Here is a 17,687-nt window from a genome sequence, read left to right as displayed (position 1 = left end):
TATTACTCTGGCCATGTTGCAGCAATGTTAACACATTTTTAGTTACGCGATGGATAGAGTCCTTGCATTGCAATAACAAAGTTAACCGTAGTGACAGGTTGCATGTTGTTAACCGCATCGCCGCGTCCAGCATTGAGAGTCGCCTTAGAATTTAAGGCTACTGTTGGTGTGGCATTGCTATAACTGTTTACTCCGGTTAAGCCGCTGCTGGTTTTTGCAAGGTTATAACCAGCAACAGGAACTTGGCTCGTTCCTTCAGCTTCTACCGCTTCAAACTTAGTCTCATGGTTATGGCTAGGCATTTGATTGGCATTGAGCTGATTGGTTTCTGTACCCGTATTGAGACCAATTTGGCGACTACTTAAACCAGGGCCATGACCCTGATGGATGGGAGCTCTACCACGTAAATCGGGTAAAGCAAATGTTGTGCGTCCGTCTCCACCATAGATGGTACCTATGAGAGAAAAGAGTGAGGTATTTTGTGAAATGGCAAGTAGTTGTCCATCACAAAGTGAATATGAACGTGGGGCAAAATTAAATCCGACCATTTTAATTTCACCAATGAATGGTTCTGACATTGTTAACTCCTAAACTTGAACTTTTTTAATTAGCTGAATATGTTAGGAACTATCATTATCTGACAGGACGTCTTCCATAACATGAGTCATTTACAGTTAGCAGCACTAAAACTCAAACAACATAGCGATGCCGATCTGTCTTTTTTAACTCGCCTTTACATCACTGTTAGGCGTGATGAGTTTCAAGCCGCCAATTGGCCAGAAACTCAGTTAACTCAGTTTTTAACTCAGCAGTTTTCTGCTCAGTATGATTATTATTGTCAGCATTACTGTGCTGATTCTTTTAATATTATTTTTTATCAATCTCAACCAATTGGTCGTTTGTTTGTCGAATATCGGCATGATGATATTCGAGTTGTCGATATTTCCTTATTACCTGAATATAGAAATAAGGGCATTGCTAGTTATTATTTTCAGCAACTATTTGATCAAGCAAAATCCTCTCAGCGCTGTGTAACCATTCATGTTGAACGAAATAATCCGGCTAGACATCTTTATGAGCGTTTGGGGTTTAAGTTTAAATCGCAAACCGATGATGTTTATTTGCTCATGCAGTGGCAGCCAGATAATTAACTGTTTGTAAATAAACATTATAATTGTCGCCTGTTGATGATTATTTCATAGTCATGGGCTGAGGTTGCACTACAGAATAGTTGTTGTTGACCAAAATCAGGATGGAAAAAGGTATAGGTGCCTTGGGGGATTTGATTCGCTTTATCATCCTTGAGGCGCAGATTAAAGCATTCGCCCTCTGCCGAGTGGCCTATAGCGGTATCAATGCTAGCTATTTTTACCGTGATTTGATTATTGTGTTCATCACTGACTTGAATTGATTCGCCAATTAAGTTTGATAAAACACCATAATTAAATAGCTCTATATTATCCATTTTGTTGTCCGTAACCTGAAGTGTCCTTATGAGTCAGTGAAAAGATTTAATCTAATCACCTAATAACTAGCCTTTAGTCTAGTTCATTTTTTGAACTTTGCTTAACATAGGTGGGGAAGGAATTTATTGCAATATAGCGAAGGGTTTTTCCATCTTTAGTTCTATATTCAGGAGAGGAATATAAAGAGATATAAATCTTATATATAGGATTAAAAGGGGCATTACTAAATTAATGACCCTAGAGTAATTATTTACCGATACAGAAAGAGCTAAATATTTTTCCTAATAGGTCATCTGAAGTAAATTTACCTGTTATTTCAGACAATGCTAACTGGGTCATTCGTAACTCTTCAGCCAGTAATTCCCCCGCTTGATAGACTTCTAACTGCTCTTTGCCTAGTAGTAAATGGCTGGTGGCAAGATCTAAGGCTTCTAAATGGCGGCGACGCGCAATAAACCCACCTTCGAGGTTACTTTGATAACCCATTAGCGACTTTAAATGGTTTTTCAGCTCATCGACACCCAGTCCCGTTTTGGCTGATAACCTAAATACATGTTGGCCATCTTCTTGACTGGCTGCCATAGGTTCACCGGTTAAATCTGCTTTGTTGCGCACTACGGTGACGCCTAGGTTGGCTGGTAAACGGTCAATAAAATCTGGCCAAATTTCATGGGGATTCACAGCATTTGTCGTTGTGCCATCAACCATGAACAACACCTGATCTGCAGTTTCAATTTCGCTCCAAGCTCGTTCAATGCCGATTTGTTCAACGGTGTCTGTCGTATCACGCAAACCGGCGGTATCGATAATATGCAGTGGCATACCGTCGAGGTGAATATGCTCTCTGAGTACATCGCGTGTGGTGCCGGCAATTTCAGTGACAATGGCTGACTCTTTACCTGCAAGGGCATTGAGCAAGCTAGATTTACCGGCATTAGGGCGACCGGCAATAACCACTTTCATGCCTTCTCGAATGATGGCACCTTGTTTAGCACTGCGCTGAACATCATCAAGTTGGCCGATGATGCCATTGAGCGAACCTGCAATTTTACCATCTGATAAAAAATCGACTTCTTCATCGGGGAAATCTATTGCGGCCTCTACGTATAAGCGTAAGTTGGTCACTTTTTCTACTAGATCATGAACTTGAGTAGAAAACTCACCTTGCATTGAATGCAAGGCACTTTTCGCAGCTTGTTCGCTGGTCGCATCAATTAAATCTGCTATGGCTTCTGCTTGGGTAAGGTCGAGCTTGTCGTTCATAAAAGCTTGTTCACTAAACTCACCAGGTTTAGCAATACGAAGGCCGTCAACCTCCATGACACGCTTTATCAGCATATCAAGTACTATCTGCCCACCATGGCCCTGAAGTTCTAATACATCTTCACCAGTGAATGAATTGGGCCCTTTAAAGAACAAGGCAATACCTTGATCGATCACATCGCCATTTTGATGGTTGAAATCACAATAATCGGCATACCGAGGTTTAGGTAAGTGGCCAAGGACGGCCATAGCAACATCACTGGCTTTGTCACCAGAGATACGAATAATGCCTACACCGCCACGACCAGGTGCTGTCGCTTGTGCCACTATGGTATCTGTTGTCATTAATGTGTTTCCTAAATAAAAAGCTAATGCGGGTTACTAAAACAGAAAAGCGGCTAATACCAAGGTATCTAGCCGCTTTCATATTAGAGTTTAAAGCTTATTTTAAGCCTTTTTTCTCCAGCGCAGCATAAATGATCTTTTGCTGAGCAATCGCAACTAAGTTACCGACTAACCAGTATAGAACTAGACCGGCAGGGAACCACAGGAAGAATACCGTAAATACCACTGGCATCCACTGCATCATCTTCACCTGCATTGGATCCATAGTCGGTGCCATTGGTTGCATCTTTTGCATAATAAACATAGATACACCCATTAAAATAGGCATGACATAGTAAGGATCTTGTACTGATAAATCGTCAATCCATAACATGAATGGAGCGTGACGTAATTCAACACTTTCTAGTAGTACCCAGTATAGCGCGATGAAAATAGGCATCTGTAGCAAGATTGGAAGACAGCCACCCATCGGGTTCACTTTCTCTTTCTTGTACAGTTCCATCATTGCCTGACCCATCTTTTGACGGTCATCACCAAAGCGTTCTTTTAAGTCTTGAAGCTTAGGCTGCAGGTTGCGCATTTTGGCCATTGAGGTGTATTGCGCTTTGGTTAGCGGATATAAAATACCACGAACGGTTAGCGTAATAAGGATAATAGCAATACCCCAGTTAGTAACTAATGACTGGAAGAACATCAATAGTTTGTAAATTGGTACGGCTAACCACCAAAGGAATCCATAATCCACTACTAGGTTGAGTGAATCAGACAACGCTGATAGGGCTGCTTGATCTTTTGGTCCTACGTAGAACTGTGCACCAATTTCACGGCTTTCACCTGGTGCAATATCATACACTGCACCACGGAAACCAATATTGGCTAGGCCGCCGGCACTGATGCTAGAGAAGATAATGTTCTGATCATTTGCTGGTGGTACCCAGGCTGATACAAAGTAGTGTTGCAACATTGCTGCCCAGCCGCCTAGTGTACGTTTATCTAGGTTGCGGTCAGCCATATCTTCAAAGCTGTACTTTTCGTAGCGAGTATCTTGGGTTGAGAAAGCTGCGCCACGATAAGTTGGCATCATCATGCTGCTTTCGCTTTTCTTGATACTGTGCTTGATTTGACCATACATTTGCACCTGTAGCGGTTCAGCTGAGGTGTTATTGATACGGTAATCAACATCAATGTTAAATTGGCCGCGATGTAAGATAAACACCTTAGTATAGGTGACACCATTATCGGCAACATAGGTCAGTGGTACTTCTAAAGTCTCTTGACCTTCAGCCATCGTGTAATCGCGTGATGCACTGTCAAAGTGAGCACGGCCACGAGCACTACTATCAATGCCGTTACGACCAATCAGACCACTTTGGGCGATATATTCAATGTCTTTGCTCTGCTCAAGCAAAACAAATGATTCATCACTATCTAGCTCTTTCTTATGCTCGACAAGTGCAGAGTAAACAATGTCACCACCCATAGGGTTGATCTTAATTTGTAATTGATCAGTGGTAACGGTAATTAACTCTTTAGAGGCTGCAACCGCAGCAGGAAGGCCTGCATCGGCGTCTGGTACATCAGCGCTGTAAGAATCTGTAGGGGTTGAAGCTGCGACTGAGCTTTCAGTTGCAACGGGTTGTGGAGCTTTATCTGCTTGCCATTGTTGCCACAGCAAAAAGCTGACAAATAGCAAACCAATAAGCAATATATTGCGTTGAGATTCCATAGCCTATTTATTACACCTGTTGTTTTTTTGGGGGACGGGATCTTCTCCGCCCGGATGCAAAGGGTGACATTTTAATACGCGTTTCACTGCAAACCAACTCCCTTTCACAAATCCGTGCACTTGAATTGCTTCAATTGCATAATGCGAACATGTAGGGTGAAAGCGACACTTCGGTCCCATCATAGGACTGATAAAGGTTTGATAGCCACGAATTAACGTGGTTGCTAGCCATTGTAACGGCGAGAAATTTTTCGCCATAGCTTTTCTACCAGTTTGTGTAATTCTGCGTTTTCCATATCAACTACGCCATTTCTGACCAGAACAACTATATCTATCGGCGGCAATTCATGCTGATGTCGACGAAAGTTATCACGAATTATACGCTTTATTCTGTTTCGCTGAGGGGCTTTCTTTACAAAACGTTTTGCAACGGTTAATCCAATGCGTGGATGTTGCTCTGAGTTAGGTATAGCAAGTAAGGTTATTTCAGCTGAAGAAGCTTTGATGGGATTGGAGAATACAGATTTAAATTGCGCGGGAGTTAACAGACGTAACTCCCGCGTAAAGGTGTAGCTAGTCACCTGATCTTCTACTTAAAATTAAGCAGAAAGGCGAGCACGACCCTTGGCACGGCGGCGAGCCAATACCTTACGGCCATTTACTGTCGCCATGCGAGCGCGGAAGCCGTGAGAACGCTTGCGCTTCAGGTTGCTTGGTTGAAAAGTACGTTTACTCATTGTGGCAATCCGTCTTTGTAGTAGTTAACAATCCTTATCTCTAAAAATTAGAGGTAAGGGCAAAAAAGAGGCCGAATTGTAATCACTTTAATTATGCTCGTCAATAAGCAAAACCAACAAGTGGACAAAATCTGCCGATAAATTTTTCTCTCAGTTTCAGTAAAGCTACCACAAAATGTGGATAACTCTGTGAATGGACACTACATCTTGTGGATCTAGTCGACTTTTAGCTGATCGAAAGGCGCTAATTATAGATCGATCTGGATCGCTTTATAAAGCGCTGTTTGCAGGTTTTGGTAAAATAATTGATCGGTAATGATCCTTTTCGATCTTGGTGATGAAATAAAGATGATCTAACTGGGGATAAATCTATTTTAAGGATAGCGATCATTGCTTTCTCACTATAGAATAGCTCTCTTTGTATGATCTTTTGGGGATAAGTACGTGGCGGTTTCACTTTGGCAGCAATGTATTGGGCGACTACAAGATGAGCTTTCTGCTCAGCAATTTAGTATGTGGATCAGACCATTACAAGCCGAAATGGATGGAGATACTCTTATCCTTTACGCTCCTAATCGGTTTGTATTAGATTGGGTTCGAGATAAATACATTAATATTATCAATCAGTTCTTTACTGAGCAGATGGGCAGTGATGCGCCAAAGCTACGTTTTGATATTGGTAGCCGTCCCACTGCAAGCACCGTTGCACCTGCTGCTGCGAACAAACCTGCTGCGCCAGCTTCTGCTAAGTCGATGAAAAAGCCTAGCTTTAATAGTGGCAGCGAAGCGCCTGTGAGCACCAATCATCGAAGTAACATCAACCCGACCTATCAGTTTGATAACTTCGTTGAGGGTAAATCGAACCAACTGGGTAAAGCGGCGGCATTGCAAGTGTCGGAAAATCCTGGTGGTGCTTACAACCCGTTGTTCCTTTATGGTGGTACCGGTTTAGGTAAGACCCACTTATTACATGCGGTCGGTAATGGCATTATTAAGAACAACCCCAATGCCAAAGTCGTGTACATGCACTCAGAGCGTTTTGTGCAAGACATGGTTAAGGCACTGCAAAACAACGCTATCGAAGAGTTTAAGCGCTACTATCGCAGTGTCGATGCACTGTTTATTGATGATATTCAATTTTTCGCCAACAAAGACCGATCTCAAGAAGAGTTTTTTCATACGTTTAATGCATTGCTAGAAGGAAACCATCAGATCGTTTTGACCTCTGATCGGTACCCGAAAGAGATTGATGGTGTTGAAGATCGTCTGAAATCTCGTTTTGGTTGGGGGCTTACAGTGGCGATTGAACCACCGGAGCTAGAAACCCGAGTGGCGATTTTGATGCGTAAGGCGCAAGAGAGTGGCATCAACTTACCCGATGAAGTGGCATTCTTCATTGCTAAACGTTTGCGTTCTAACGTCCGTGAGCTTGAAGGGGCATTGAACCGCGTGATTGCTAATGCTAACTTCACAGGTAGACCCATTACCATTGATTTTGTACGAGAAGCATTGCGTGATTTGCTGGCATTGCAAGAAAAGTTAGTCACCATAGATAATATTCAAAAAACGGTGGCTGAATACTATAAAATTAAAATGGCAGATATGTTGTCTAAGCGTCGTTCTCGTAGTGTTGCGAGACCAAGACAGATGGCCATGGCATTATCAAAAGAACTCACAAACCAAAGCTTGCCTGAAATTGGCGATGCATTTGGGGGTCGTGACCACACAACGGTATTACACGCTTGTCGTAAAATTGCCCAGTTGCGTGAAGAAAGTCATGACATTAAAGAAGATTATGCTAACTTGATACGAACGTTATCTTCATAAATCTGGGAAATTGAAACTGATGAAATTTTCAATTGATAGGGATGCCCTATTAAAGCCGCTTCAACTTGTTAGTGGAGCGGTGGAGAGAAGACATAACTTGCCTATTCTGGCAAACCTTTTAGTTGAAGTAAGTGGTCACTCACTAAAATTAACTGGCACCGATTTGGAAGTCGAACTTGTAGGGCAAGCACCTCTTGAGGGCGAAGTCGTAGAAGGCAAGACCACGGTGCCGGCAAAAAAATTCCTCGATATTGTCAAGTCGTTGCCCGATCAAGTTGAATTAAAAATTGAGCAGCAAGAAAATCGCTTGTTGCTGCGCTCTGGTCGTAGTCGGTTTACGTTAGCGACCTTGCCGGCAGAAGAGTATCCCAATGTTGAAGCGTTTCAGGCTGAAATCGAATTTACGATTAAGCAAGGCACGCTAAAATCACTCATCGACGCGACACAGTTTTCGATGGCTAACCAAGATGTGCGCTATTACCTTAACGGCTTATTATTTGAGACAGAGAATAATATTTTGCGTGCGATTGCCACTGATGGACATCGATTAGCTCTTAGTCATCGCACTATTGAAGAAGCACTGCCAGAAAAGCAGGTTATTGTGCCACGAAAAGGCGTGATTGAACTGCAACGTTTATTCGAAGGTGAAGAGTTTGATGTCACGATTGCCATTGGTGACAGCGCCATTCGTGCGACGACACAAAATGCGGTATTTACCAGTAAGTTGGTCGATGGCCGTTTTCCTGATTATCGCCGGGTACTGCCAAAAGGTGGCGACAAGATCGTTATTGCCAGTCGCAATCATCTTAAGCAGGCATTATTAAGAGCATCAATCCTGTCTAACGAGAAGTTTCGCGGTGTGCGGGTACAGTTGGAAAACAACTTAATTAAAATTACCGCCAATAACCCTGAGCAGGAAGAAGCGGAAGAAATTTTAGATGTTGAGTATGAAAACACACCGTTAGAGATCGGCTTCAACGTGAGCTACTTACTCGATGTGCTGAATAATTTACCATCAGATGATGTGCGTATTACCTTGATTGACGGTAATTCCAGTGCATTAATTGAAAATCACGTCGAAGAAGATTCAATGTACGTGGTAATGCCAATGCGTCTCTAAATTGATGAGTAGATACGGTAGCTGGTTACTGCATCTACTCTGTTAGTTTAGTGAACAATATCGAGCAGTAATGAGTCTAACTCGTCTTCATATAGAAACCTTTCGCAATATCGACACTGCCAGCTTACAGTTGGGCAGTGGTATCAATTTGATATATGGCCACAACGGTAGCGGCAAGACCAGTATCTTAGAAGCAGTCTATTTCTTGGGAATGGGGCGTTCTTTTCGTAGTCACTTATCGCAACGAGTGATTCAAAACAATCAGCAAAAGCTGACGTTATTTGCCAATCTCATCAATGATAGTCGCGATTACAAAATAGGTTTTAGGCGATTGCGTTCAGGCGAGTCAGAAGTAAAAATTAATGGTGACCGGGTCAAAAGATTAGCCACTTTAGCGGAAACTTTGCCTATTCAAGTCATCACGCCCGAGAGTTTTTCACTACTTTTTGAAGGGCCTAAATCTAGGCGACAGTTTATCGACTGGGGTGCATTTCATTCAGACCCTAGCTTTCATCATGCATGGGCCAATGCCAAGAGAATTTTAAAGCAAAGAAATCAGTTGCTTAAGAACCAAGCTAGCTATGAACAAATTCAATTTTGGGATAAAGAGTTAGTACGATATGCGCAAACGGTCACCGACATTCGTAAGCAATATGTAGACTCGTTAAATGAACGACTTAAGGGTATAATCGAAGAGTTTTTACCTCAAATAAATGTTACAGTTTCCTTTACGCGAGGATGGGATAGCAAAACTGATTATCAGCAGTTATTGCAGACACAATATTCCCGAGATTTAGCAGCGGGACATACCAGTAGCGGGCCGCACAAAGCCGATTTACGGTTGCGAGTTGGCACACTACCCGTGCAGGATGCCTTGTCCCGAGGGCAGTTAAAACTATTAGTGTGTGCACTGCGCATCGCACAGGGAAAGTTGCTAAAACAACAAATAGATAAAAATAGTATTTATCTGGTGGATGATTTGCCATCGGAATTGGATGCAAAGCACAGGCAGTTGCTGCTACAACAGTTAACAGATACTGGCGCACAGATCTTGGTAACGGCCATTGAGCCAGCAGCAATAGTAGATTCGTTGAATACGCCGCCAACAAAAGTGTTTCATGTGGAACACGGGCGTGTCACGGTAATTGAATAACCGACGAGAGAATAATATGTCAGAGAATAGTTACGATTCTTCGAGCATTAAGGTTTTAAAAGGCCTTGATGCGGTAAGAAAGAGACCGGGGATGTATATTGGTGACACCGACGATGGTACGGGTCTGCATCACATGGTATTCGAAGTGGTCGATAACTCTATCGATGAAGCATTAGCTGGTCATTGTAGTGATATCACCATTACCATTCATGCCGATAATTCGGTATCAGTATCCGATGATGGTCGTGGTATTCCGGTTGCTATTCACCCTGAAGAAGGGGTATCAGCGGCAGAGGTCATTATGACGGTACTGCACGCCGGTGGTAAGTTTGATGATAACTCTTATAAAGTATCAGGCGGCTTGCACGGCGTGGGTGTGTCGGTTGTAAACGCATTATCAGAAAAGCTGCAATTAACTATTCGTCGTGACGGCAAGGTTTATGAGCAGTTTTACACTATGGGTGAGCCAAATGAGCCAATTAAGCCTGTGGGTGACTCAACCACAACGGGTACGGTTATTCGTTTTTGGCCAAGCCATGAAACTTTCACTGACACGTTATTTCATTTTGATATTCTTGCTAAGCGTGTTCGTGAATTATCGTTCCTTAACTCAGGTGTTGGTATTCGCTTGGTTGATGAGCGAGATAACAAAGACGAGTTCTTTAAATATGAAGGTGGTATCAGCGCGTTCGTTGACTATCTGAATGTGAATAAAACTTTGGTGAATAAAGAAGTTTTTCACTTTAATCAAGAGCGCGAAGATGGCATTACCGTTGAAGTCGCAATGCAGTGGAATGATGGCTTCCAGGAAAACATTTTTTGTTTTACTAACAATATTCCTCAGCGTGATGGTGGTACTCACTTAGCGGGTTTCCGTAGTGCCCTTACCCGTAACCTTAATGCTTATATGGAGCGTGAAGGCTTCAATAAGAAAGGTAAGACTAGTGCCACAGGTGATGATGCTCGTGAAGGCTTAACAGCGGTTATTTCAGTTAAAGTGCCGGATCCTAAGTTCAGCTCGCAAACCAAAGATAAGCTGGTATCTAGTGAGGTAAAATCTGCGGTCGAACAGACCATGGGTGAAAAACTGGGTGACTATTTATTAGAAAATCCAGCTGAGGCTAAGTTGATTGTTGGTAAGATTATCGACGCCGCTCGTGCCCGTGAAGCGGCGCGCAAAGCCCGTGAAATGACACGCCGTAAAGGTGCGTTAGATTTAGGTGGCCTGCCCGGTAAACTGGCTGATTGCCAAGAAAAAGACCCCGCGCTGTCTGAAATATACATAGTGGAGGGTGACTCTGCGGGCGGTAGTGCTAAGCAGGGTCGTAATCGTAAGAATCAAGCTATTTTGCCATTGAAAGGTAAAATTCTTAACGTAGAAAAAGCCCGTTTCGACAAGATGCTGTCGTCACAAGAAGTGGCAACGCTGATTACTGCACTGGGCTGTGGTATTGGTCGTGACGAATATGATCCAGATAAAACACGTTACCATAACATCGTCATCATGACCGATGCTGACGTCGATGGCTCGCACATTCGTACCTTGCTATTGACCTTCTTCTTCCGTCAAATGCCTGAGTTGATTGAGCGTGGTTTTGTCTACATTGCTCAGCCACCACTTTATAAAGTGAAGAAAGGTAAGCAGGAGCAGTACTTGAAAGATGATCCTGCGTTAACCGAATACCTGACTAACCTTGCGTTAGACGGTGGTGAAATCCATGCATCTCAAGATGCACCGGCAATGTCAGGTGCGCCACTAGAGAAGTTGGTTTACCAGTACCGTGAAGTGGAAGCTATTTTTGATCGTTTAGAGCAGCGCTTCCCGCTGATGCTAACTGAGCGTATGCTTTATCAGCCAGCATTGACTAACGAGCTGATGACTGACGAAGCTAAGGTTAAGCAGTGGTGTGATCATTACGTTGCGGCATTAACAGAAGCTGAGTCTGGTGGCTTTATCTTTAGCGCAGAAGCTTTCCTAGATGCAGAGCGTCAAGTCTATGTACCTAAAATTACCATTCGTAAACACGGTATCGACACGCACTACTTGTTCTCGTACGACTTCTTAAACTCAAGCGATTACGAGCGCATGACTAAGCTTGCTGAAGCGCTAGACGGCCTGATTGAAGAGGGCGGTTATGTTAAACGTGGTGAGCGCGTTAAAGAAGTGACATCGTTTGTTGAAGCCCTAAACTGGTTAATGAGCGATTCTAAGCGCGGTTTGTATATTCAACGTTATAAAGGATTGGGTGAGATGAACCCAGAGCAGCTTTGGGAGACGACCATGGATCCTGAGTCGCGCCGCATGTTGAAAGTAACCATTGAAGATGCCATTGGTGCTGATCAGCTATTTACCTGCTTAATGGGTGATCAAGTTGAACCTCGCCGCGACTTTATCGAGTCAAATGCACTTAATGTGGCGAACTTAGACGTATAGTCTCGTTCGATAGCAATCTAAAAGCCTCAGCATTGTCTGGGGCTTTTTTGTCTCTATCGCTAAGGTCATTGCGCTTTGCGATATCAGCTCGAACCATTCGTGCTTAAGCCAAAAAGATTATTGCGATATTAGTGCCTGACAAATCCGCTCAGCAGATTGCAGCGCATGGGCGTTATCGCCATGTAGACATAATGACTGTGCGGCAATTGTCAGGGGTTGGCTGTCGATGGTGGTAATAGCTTGGCCACTGGCTATCGCTTTGGCTTGCTGTACCACGTCGCTGACTTTGTCGATTGTTGATCCAGCTTGGCTACGCGGGCTTAGTTGACCATCGTTAAGGTATCGTCTGTCGGCAAAAGCTTCAGCAATCACCGGTATGCCTTGCTGTTGTGCCAGCGTGACTATCGGACTATTGGCAAGTGCCATCAATGCCAAATTAGGGTTAACAGCCTGCATGGCATCAAACAAAACATGTGCTTCTCGGCTGCTGTGGGCCACCTGGTTATATAAAGCACCGTGGGGCTTTACATAGTGAATTTTGCACTCAAAAGCGTCACATATGGCATCTAGGGCGCTTATTTGCTTAATTAGACTAGCGGTTAGCTCATTGGCTGCTAAGTGCATTGGCCGACGACCAAAATTATCAGGATCAGGGTAGCTGGGGTGAGCACCAATGCGCACATCGTGGTGTTTTGCCAGCAGCACACTTTGCTGCATTGACTTGGTATCACCGGTATGGCCACCGCAGGCAATACTCGCTGAAGTCACCAACGCCATTAAAGGGCTGTCAAATTGATAGCCTTCGCCCAGATCGGCATTGATATCGATAATATATTTTGACTTAGCCATGGTGATTCATCGCTCGCTGCAGTCGGTAGAAGTAGCGTTGCCACTCTTGGTTGGCTTCATCGGCTTGTGCTGGGCTGACATGCTCAAACTGAACGTGGTCACTCGGTTGGCATTGGGCCAGTTTCCATAGATCAGCTTCTATTACCGTTGCTATGCGGGGGTAACCGCCAGTGGCCTGAGCATCTGCCATTAATACAATAGGCTCACCGGTTGGCGGTATTTGTACTACGCCAGGCATGACACCGTGTGAGCGCATTTCAATTAAGTTGTGCGTCTGTAGTGTCTCGCCGCTTAATCGATAACCCATGCGGTTACTTTGGTCACTGACTTGCCAGTGTTGCTGCCAAAATGCTTGGCGACTTTGGGGAGTAAAATGCTGTAACTCTGGGCCGGGCAGCGCCCGTAACTTACGATTGTTTTGTCTAATCACCGCGCCAACAGGCTTACTTATATTGGTGTTGCTGGGATTGATGCCGATTTGGTCTCCTGCTTGTAATAGTCGTCCATTTAAGCCACCAAAACCGCTGTTTATATCTGTACTGGCGCTAGCCATAACAGAGTCGACCCTAAACCCAGCTTCTACTGCAAGGTAGCCAAAGCGGCCTTGTTTCGGTCCCATGATGGTCAGTGTCTCACCTTTACGGGCACGATTGCGCCACCCGTGCCATATATTTCGCTGAGCAATATTGGCGATAAACGGGGCGCCGGTGATGGTGAACCAACAATCTTGATTAAAAGTGACAGTGAGGCTGGCGGTAAACTCGATAGCGGCACAATCATCTAAGTTGTTAAGTAGCTTATTTGCCAGTAGCAGTGCTTGGCGGTCTATAGCACCACACTGGGCTACGCCCAAATGGCCATAGCCGTACCGACCTAAATCTTGAATGGTTGCCATGCCGACAAGTTGATTAATTAGCAGCATGTGTTCCTCGCGAAACGGGCTTTAACGCAGTAAAGCTTAGGCTGTCACCGGGCTGAAGTAAGCTAGGCGGGTTGTGATTTGGGCTAAATAATTCAATATCGCAATGACCGATTAGCTGCCAACCTCCAGGGCTCATTGCCGGATAGATCCCGGTTTGTTCACCGCCAATACCGACACTACCAGCGGGCACGTTTTGGCGTGGGCTTGCTAATCTTGGTGTTGCGATACGGCTATCTAGGCCAGTTAGATAGGCAAAGCCAGGCATAAAGCCGATAAAACATACTTGATAGCTGGGGGCGGTGTGGTACGCGATGACTTCATCGGTGGTTATTTGATGATGACGTGCGACCGCATCAAGGTCACCACCATAACGGCCACCATATTTGACTTCGATAACATGGTGCCGGCTTGATAATTGTGCACTTTCGGCTTCATCCCATAGCTGTTGAAGTTGCTGTTGCCATGATGGAATATGACTCATAGCGCTAAGGGTGAGGGTGAGATTATTCATTCCCGGTACTGCACTGATGATCTCTTGTCTGTCGCGGCATAAGTCAGCTATCCAACATAGTTTGCGTTGCAGTGCCATGCTGATAGGTGTCGAAGGTGTGGGATCGAGTACCAATGCTCTTTCGCCCAGTCGGTAGATTATCGGGTTGCCCAAAAGTCGTTCTCTTATTGTGCGTTGTGGTGATTAGTGTGGAGTGATTATTGCGGAAAAACAACCTAAGCCAGATACAAAAAATGCACCCGAAGGTGCATTTTGTATTTTGCTAGTCTTTGCTATTGCAGCAAGGAGATATCCGCGGCATGCAAAAATTGCGCTCGTAGACTTGCAAGCAAAGCTAGGCGGTTTTGCTTAAGGGCTTCATCGTCTGCCATTACCATCACATCTTCGAAGAAGGTATCCACAGTGTCGCGCAGTTCAGCAAGTAATTGAAGCGCTTGTTGGTAGTTCGCCGCAGCAAAAAGCGGTGCCAGTTGCGGGGCTAACTTATCAAGTTGTGCTGCGAGCGCTTGCTCTGCATTTTCTTGTAATAGCTCAGGTTTAATAGTTGAAGGTAATTCACCTTCTACTTTCGCTAAGATATTTGATACACGCTTATTCGCTGCTGCTAGTGCTGTGGCTTGCTCCAGTGTTCTAAAATGTGCAACGGCTTTGATGCGACTTTCAAAGTCAGCGGGTGCCGTAGGGCGACGAGCAAGTACAGCCAGAATCACATCAACACTAACGCCTTGGTCTTGATACCAAGCTCTGAAGCGGCCCATAAAAAACTCAAGTACTTGCTCTGCAACATTCTCATTAGTGAGGTTGTCACCGTGCAGTGCTTGTGCTTCGGCGATAAGGTCGACGAGATCGAGCGGCAAGTTGTTCTCTAAACAGATGCGTAAAACACCAATGGCGGCACGGCGCAGTGCAAATGGATCCGCAGCGCCTTTGGGGGCTTGGCCAATACCAAAAATACCCACTAACGTATCGAGTTTTTCCGCTAAAGCAACACACACAGAAATAGGTGCTGTTGGTACTGTGTCACCAGAGAATTTTGGCTTGTATTGCTGTGCAAGTGCAACCGCTACAGACTCTGCTTCACCATTTAGGCGTGCATAGTGCATCCCCATGGTACCTTGCAGATCGGTAAATTCCATCACCATATTGGTCATCAAATCTGACTTAGACAGCAGGCCTGCACGAGCCGCTTCTTCTTGATTGGCTCCTATGCTATTTGCGATAAAGCTTGCCAGTGCAGAGATACGCTCGACGCGTTGTTTGATGGTACCCAGTTGTTTTTGGAATACCACGGTTTCTAAGCTAGATAGACGTGACTCTAGGCTTTGTTTTTTATCAGTTTCGAAGAAGAATTCGGCATCGGCAAGGCGAGGGCGAACGACTTTCTCGTTACCAGAAATGATTTGCTGTGGATCTTTAGATTCGATGTTGGTCACGAAGATAAAGTGCGGCAGTAGCGCGCCATTTCTATCAAATACCGGGAAGTACTTTTGATCGCCCTTCATGGTATAAACCAAAGCTTCAGCTGGCACATCGAGGAACTTTTCTTCAAAGCTGGCTGATAGCACAACCGGCCATTCAACTAATGATGCAACTTCTTCTAGCAGGTCATCTTCTAGTTCAGCAACGCCACCAATTTTCTCGGCTGCCGCTTGAGCATCTGCTTTAATCAGGCTCTTACGTGCTTCGTAATCGGCGACCACTTTACCTTGTTCTTTCAAGCTGCTGAGGTAGTTATCAGCATGGTCTAATTCAAATGTATCAACACCCATGAACCGGTGGCCACGAATAGTCCTTGCTGATTTAATACCTAGCAACTCGCCAGCGATAAGCTCGCTGCCAAATAACATGGTGACCGTGTGCACAGGACGAATAAATTGAGTTTTACTGCTACCCCAACGCATAGGCTTAGGGATAGGTAGTTTATCTAAAGCGCGCTGGGCCATGTCAGCAACGAGGCTTTGGGTTTCAACGCCGACAACTTTTGCTTTGTGCAGTAGCCGTTCACCTTTGTCGGTGACTAGGCGTTCGGCTTGATCAACTGAGATGCCATTACCGCGTGCCCAACCCATGGCTGCTTTGGTTGGATTTCCGTCAGCATCGAACGCTTGAGCGATAGCTGGGCCGCGCTTTTCAACGACTTTGTCCGCTTGGGCAACCACCAGTTGGTTTACTGCTATTGCTAAACGGCGTGGCGCCGCATACCAAGTTGCTGATTCAAAGCTCAATTCAGCTTTGTTTAGTTCGTCAGTGAAGTTACTAACAAACGACTCAGCAAGTGTTCTTAATGCCTTTGGTGGCAGTTCTTCTGTGCCTACTTCAATGAGTAAGTTTTCAAATTTCATTATAAGGTACCTCTACTTACACATTGGGAAGCCAAGAGCTTCACGCGCTTGATAATAAGATTCTGCAACGGCTTTAGCCATAGTTCTAACGCGGAGAATGTAACGTTGACGTTCTGTCACCGAGATAGCATGGCGTGCATCAAGTAGGTTAAAGGCATGTGAGGCCTTCATTACTTGCTCGTAGGCAGGTAATGGCAAGGGCGTTTCCAGCGCTAACAGTTCATTGCAGGCTTGTTCGCAATCTTCAAACTGCTTAAATAGGACATCAACATTAGCGTGTTCAAAGTTGTAAGTAGACTGTTCAACTTCATTTTGATGGAAGATATCGCCATACATGATCTTGCCCATAGGACCATCTGTCCAAACCAGGTCGTAAACACTATCAACTTCTTGAATATACATCGCCAAGCGTTCTAGGCCATAGGTGATCTCACCTGTTACTGGGCTACATTCTAGACCGCCCACTTGCTGGAAGTAGGTAAACTGTGAAACTTCCATACCATTGAGCCACACTTCCCAGCCGAGTCCCCATGCGCCGAGTGTTGGCGATTCCCAGTTGTCTTCAACAAAGCGAACATCATGTACGCCCATATCGACACCCAATGCTTCAAGCGAGCCAAGGTACAACTCTTGGATGTTTGATGGAGAAGGCTTCAAGATCACCTGAAATTGATAGTAGTGTTGTAGACGGTTTGGGTTGTCGCCATAACGACCATCGGTCGGGCGGCGACATGGCTGGACGTAAGCACTGCTCATTGGCTCAGGGCCTAGAGAGCGTAAAAAAGTCATCGGGTGGAATGTACCCGCGCCGACTTCCATATCCAATGGTTGAACAATTGCGCAACCTTGCTGCGCCCAATATTCCTGCAGGGTTAAGATAAATCCCTGGAATGTTTTGATGTCGTGTTTCGTCGTCATGTCTACTACTGTCGGCTGGTGATAGAAAATGGTTTCGATTATACCTTGTAGAATTACGCTTATGTAGGTTATTT

17 protein-coding genes are annotated in these 17,687 nt (G+C 44.7%); 5 read left to right on the top strand and 12 right to left on the bottom strand.

Annotated elements, in window-relative coordinates; translation table 11 throughout:
• Window positions 1-38: 38 nt before the first annotated feature.
• On the bottom strand, window positions 39-578 hold the full coding sequence (locus L865_RS0111710) for a phage tail protein (RefSeq protein WP_028773411.1): 540 nt from the start codon (window positions 576-578) through the stop codon (window positions 39-41).
• Between the two features lie 81 nt (window positions 579-659).
• On the opposite strand from L865_RS0111710, the gene L865_RS0111705 reads away from it, so the two are divergent.
• Entirely contained in the window at window positions 660-1,151 is a 492-nt protein-coding gene (locus L865_RS0111705) for a GNAT family N-acetyltransferase (protein ID WP_028773410.1), read from the top strand.
• A 17-nt stretch (window positions 1,152-1,168) separates the two neighbouring features.
• On the opposite strand, the gene L865_RS0111700 is transcribed toward L865_RS0111705, so the two are convergent.
• From L865_RS0111700 to rpmH, 6 genes are all read right to left on the bottom strand, one after another.
• Complete coding sequence (locus L865_RS0111700; RefSeq protein WP_028773409.1) at window positions 1,169-1,465, bottom strand: DUF6916 family protein; 297 nt, start codon at window positions 1,463-1,465, stop codon at window positions 1,169-1,171.
• Between the two features lie 247 nt (window positions 1,466-1,712).
• Complete coding sequence (gene mnmE, locus L865_RS0111695; RefSeq protein ID WP_028773408.1) at window positions 1,713-3,074, bottom strand: tRNA uridine-5-carboxymethylaminomethyl(34) synthesis GTPase MnmE; 1,362 nt, start codon at window positions 3,072-3,074, stop codon at window positions 1,713-1,715.
• A 97-nt stretch (window positions 3,075-3,171) separates the two neighbouring features.
• The gene (gene yidC / locus L865_RS0111690; RefSeq protein WP_028773407.1) at window positions 3,172-4,800 is read right to left on the bottom strand and encodes a membrane protein insertase YidC; all 1,629 of its coding nucleotides are present in this window, start codon (window positions 4,798-4,800) and stop codon (window positions 3,172-3,174) included.
• Window positions 4,801-4,803: 3 nt separating this feature from the next.
• Window positions 4,804-5,058: a membrane protein insertion efficiency factor YidD gene (yidD, locus tag L865_RS25065; RefSeq protein WP_084632524.1), complete on the bottom strand. Its 255-nt coding sequence runs from the start codon at window positions 5,056-5,058 to the stop codon at window positions 4,804-4,806.
• Entirely contained in the window at window positions 5,025-5,381 is a 357-nt protein-coding gene (gene rnpA, locus L865_RS25060; protein WP_084632523.1) for a ribonuclease P protein component, read from the bottom strand. The genes yidD and rnpA overlap by 34 nt, the downstream gene beginning before the upstream one ends.
• Before the next feature lie 18 nt (window positions 5,382-5,399).
• Window positions 5,400-5,537 carry a 50S ribosomal protein L34 gene (gene rpmH / locus L865_RS25055; protein ID WP_037469963.1) on the bottom strand — a complete coding sequence of 46 codons (138 nt, stop codon included), beginning with the start codon at window positions 5,535-5,537 and terminating at the stop codon, window positions 5,400-5,402.
• 444 nt (window positions 5,538-5,981) lie between these two features.
• On the opposite strand from rpmH, the gene dnaA reads away from it, so the two are divergent.
• The 4 genes from dnaA (at window position 5,982) to gyrB (ending at window position 12,071) form a co-directional block, all read left to right on the top strand.
• Complete coding sequence (dnaA, locus tag L865_RS0111685; RefSeq protein ID WP_028773406.1) at window positions 5,982-7,364, top strand: chromosomal replication initiator protein DnaA; 1,383 nt, start codon at window positions 5,982-5,984, stop codon at window positions 7,362-7,364.
• A gap of 19 nt (window positions 7,365-7,383) precedes the next feature.
• Window positions 7,384-8,484, top strand: a complete 1,101-nt coding sequence (gene dnaN, locus L865_RS0111680; RefSeq protein WP_028773405.1) for a DNA polymerase III subunit beta — start codon at window positions 7,384-7,386, stop codon at window positions 8,482-8,484.
• A gap of 70 nt (window positions 8,485-8,554) precedes the next feature.
• Window positions 8,555-9,637, top strand: coding sequence for a DNA replication/repair protein RecF (recF, locus tag L865_RS0111675; RefSeq protein WP_028773404.1), 1,083 nt, complete (start codon window positions 8,555-8,557; stop codon window positions 9,635-9,637).
• Window positions 9,638-9,653: 16 nt separating this feature from the next.
• Entirely contained in the window at window positions 9,654-12,071 is a 2,418-nt protein-coding gene (gene gyrB, locus L865_RS0111670; RefSeq protein WP_028773403.1) for a DNA topoisomerase (ATP-hydrolyzing) subunit B, read from the top strand.
• A 117-nt stretch (window positions 12,072-12,188) separates the two neighbouring features.
• Here the strand turns inward: gyrB and pxpA are convergent, their stop codons facing one another.
• The 5 genes from pxpA to glyQ form a co-directional block, all read right to left on the bottom strand.
• A complete protein-coding gene (gene pxpA, locus L865_RS0111665; protein WP_028773402.1) occupies window positions 12,189-12,920 on the bottom strand; it encodes a 5-oxoprolinase subunit PxpA in 732 nt (243 codons plus the stop codon).
• Window positions 12,913-13,842 carry a 5-oxoprolinase subunit C family protein gene (locus tag L865_RS0111660; protein ID WP_028773401.1) on the bottom strand — a complete coding sequence of 310 codons (930 nt, stop codon included), beginning with the start codon at window positions 13,840-13,842 and terminating at the stop codon, window positions 12,913-12,915. Before L865_RS0111660 ends, pxpA begins: the two co-directional genes overlap by 8 nt.
• Entirely contained in the window at window positions 13,829-14,506 is a 678-nt protein-coding gene (gene pxpB, locus L865_RS0111655; RefSeq protein ID WP_037471043.1) for a 5-oxoprolinase subunit PxpB, read from the bottom strand. The genes L865_RS0111660 and pxpB overlap by 14 nt, the downstream gene beginning before the upstream one ends.
• A gap of 119 nt (window positions 14,507-14,625) precedes the next feature.
• Window positions 14,626-16,695, bottom strand: coding sequence for a glycine--tRNA ligase subunit beta (glyS, locus tag L865_RS0111650; RefSeq protein WP_028773399.1), 2,070 nt, complete (start codon window positions 16,693-16,695; stop codon window positions 14,626-14,628).
• Window positions 16,696-16,707: 12 nt separating this feature from the next.
• Window positions 16,708-17,613, bottom strand: a complete 906-nt coding sequence (gene glyQ, locus L865_RS0111645) for a glycine--tRNA ligase subunit alpha (protein ID WP_028773398.1) — start codon at window positions 17,611-17,613, stop codon at window positions 16,708-16,710.
• Window positions 17,614-17,687 lie beyond the last annotated feature (74 nt).

The sequence above is a fragment of the Shewanella waksmanii ATCC BAA-643 genome, from assembly GCF_000518805.1.
Lineage (GTDB): Bacteria > Pseudomonadota > Gammaproteobacteria > Enterobacterales > Shewanellaceae > Shewanella > Shewanella waksmanii.
This window is presented reverse-complemented; position numbering and strand designations above follow the sequence as displayed.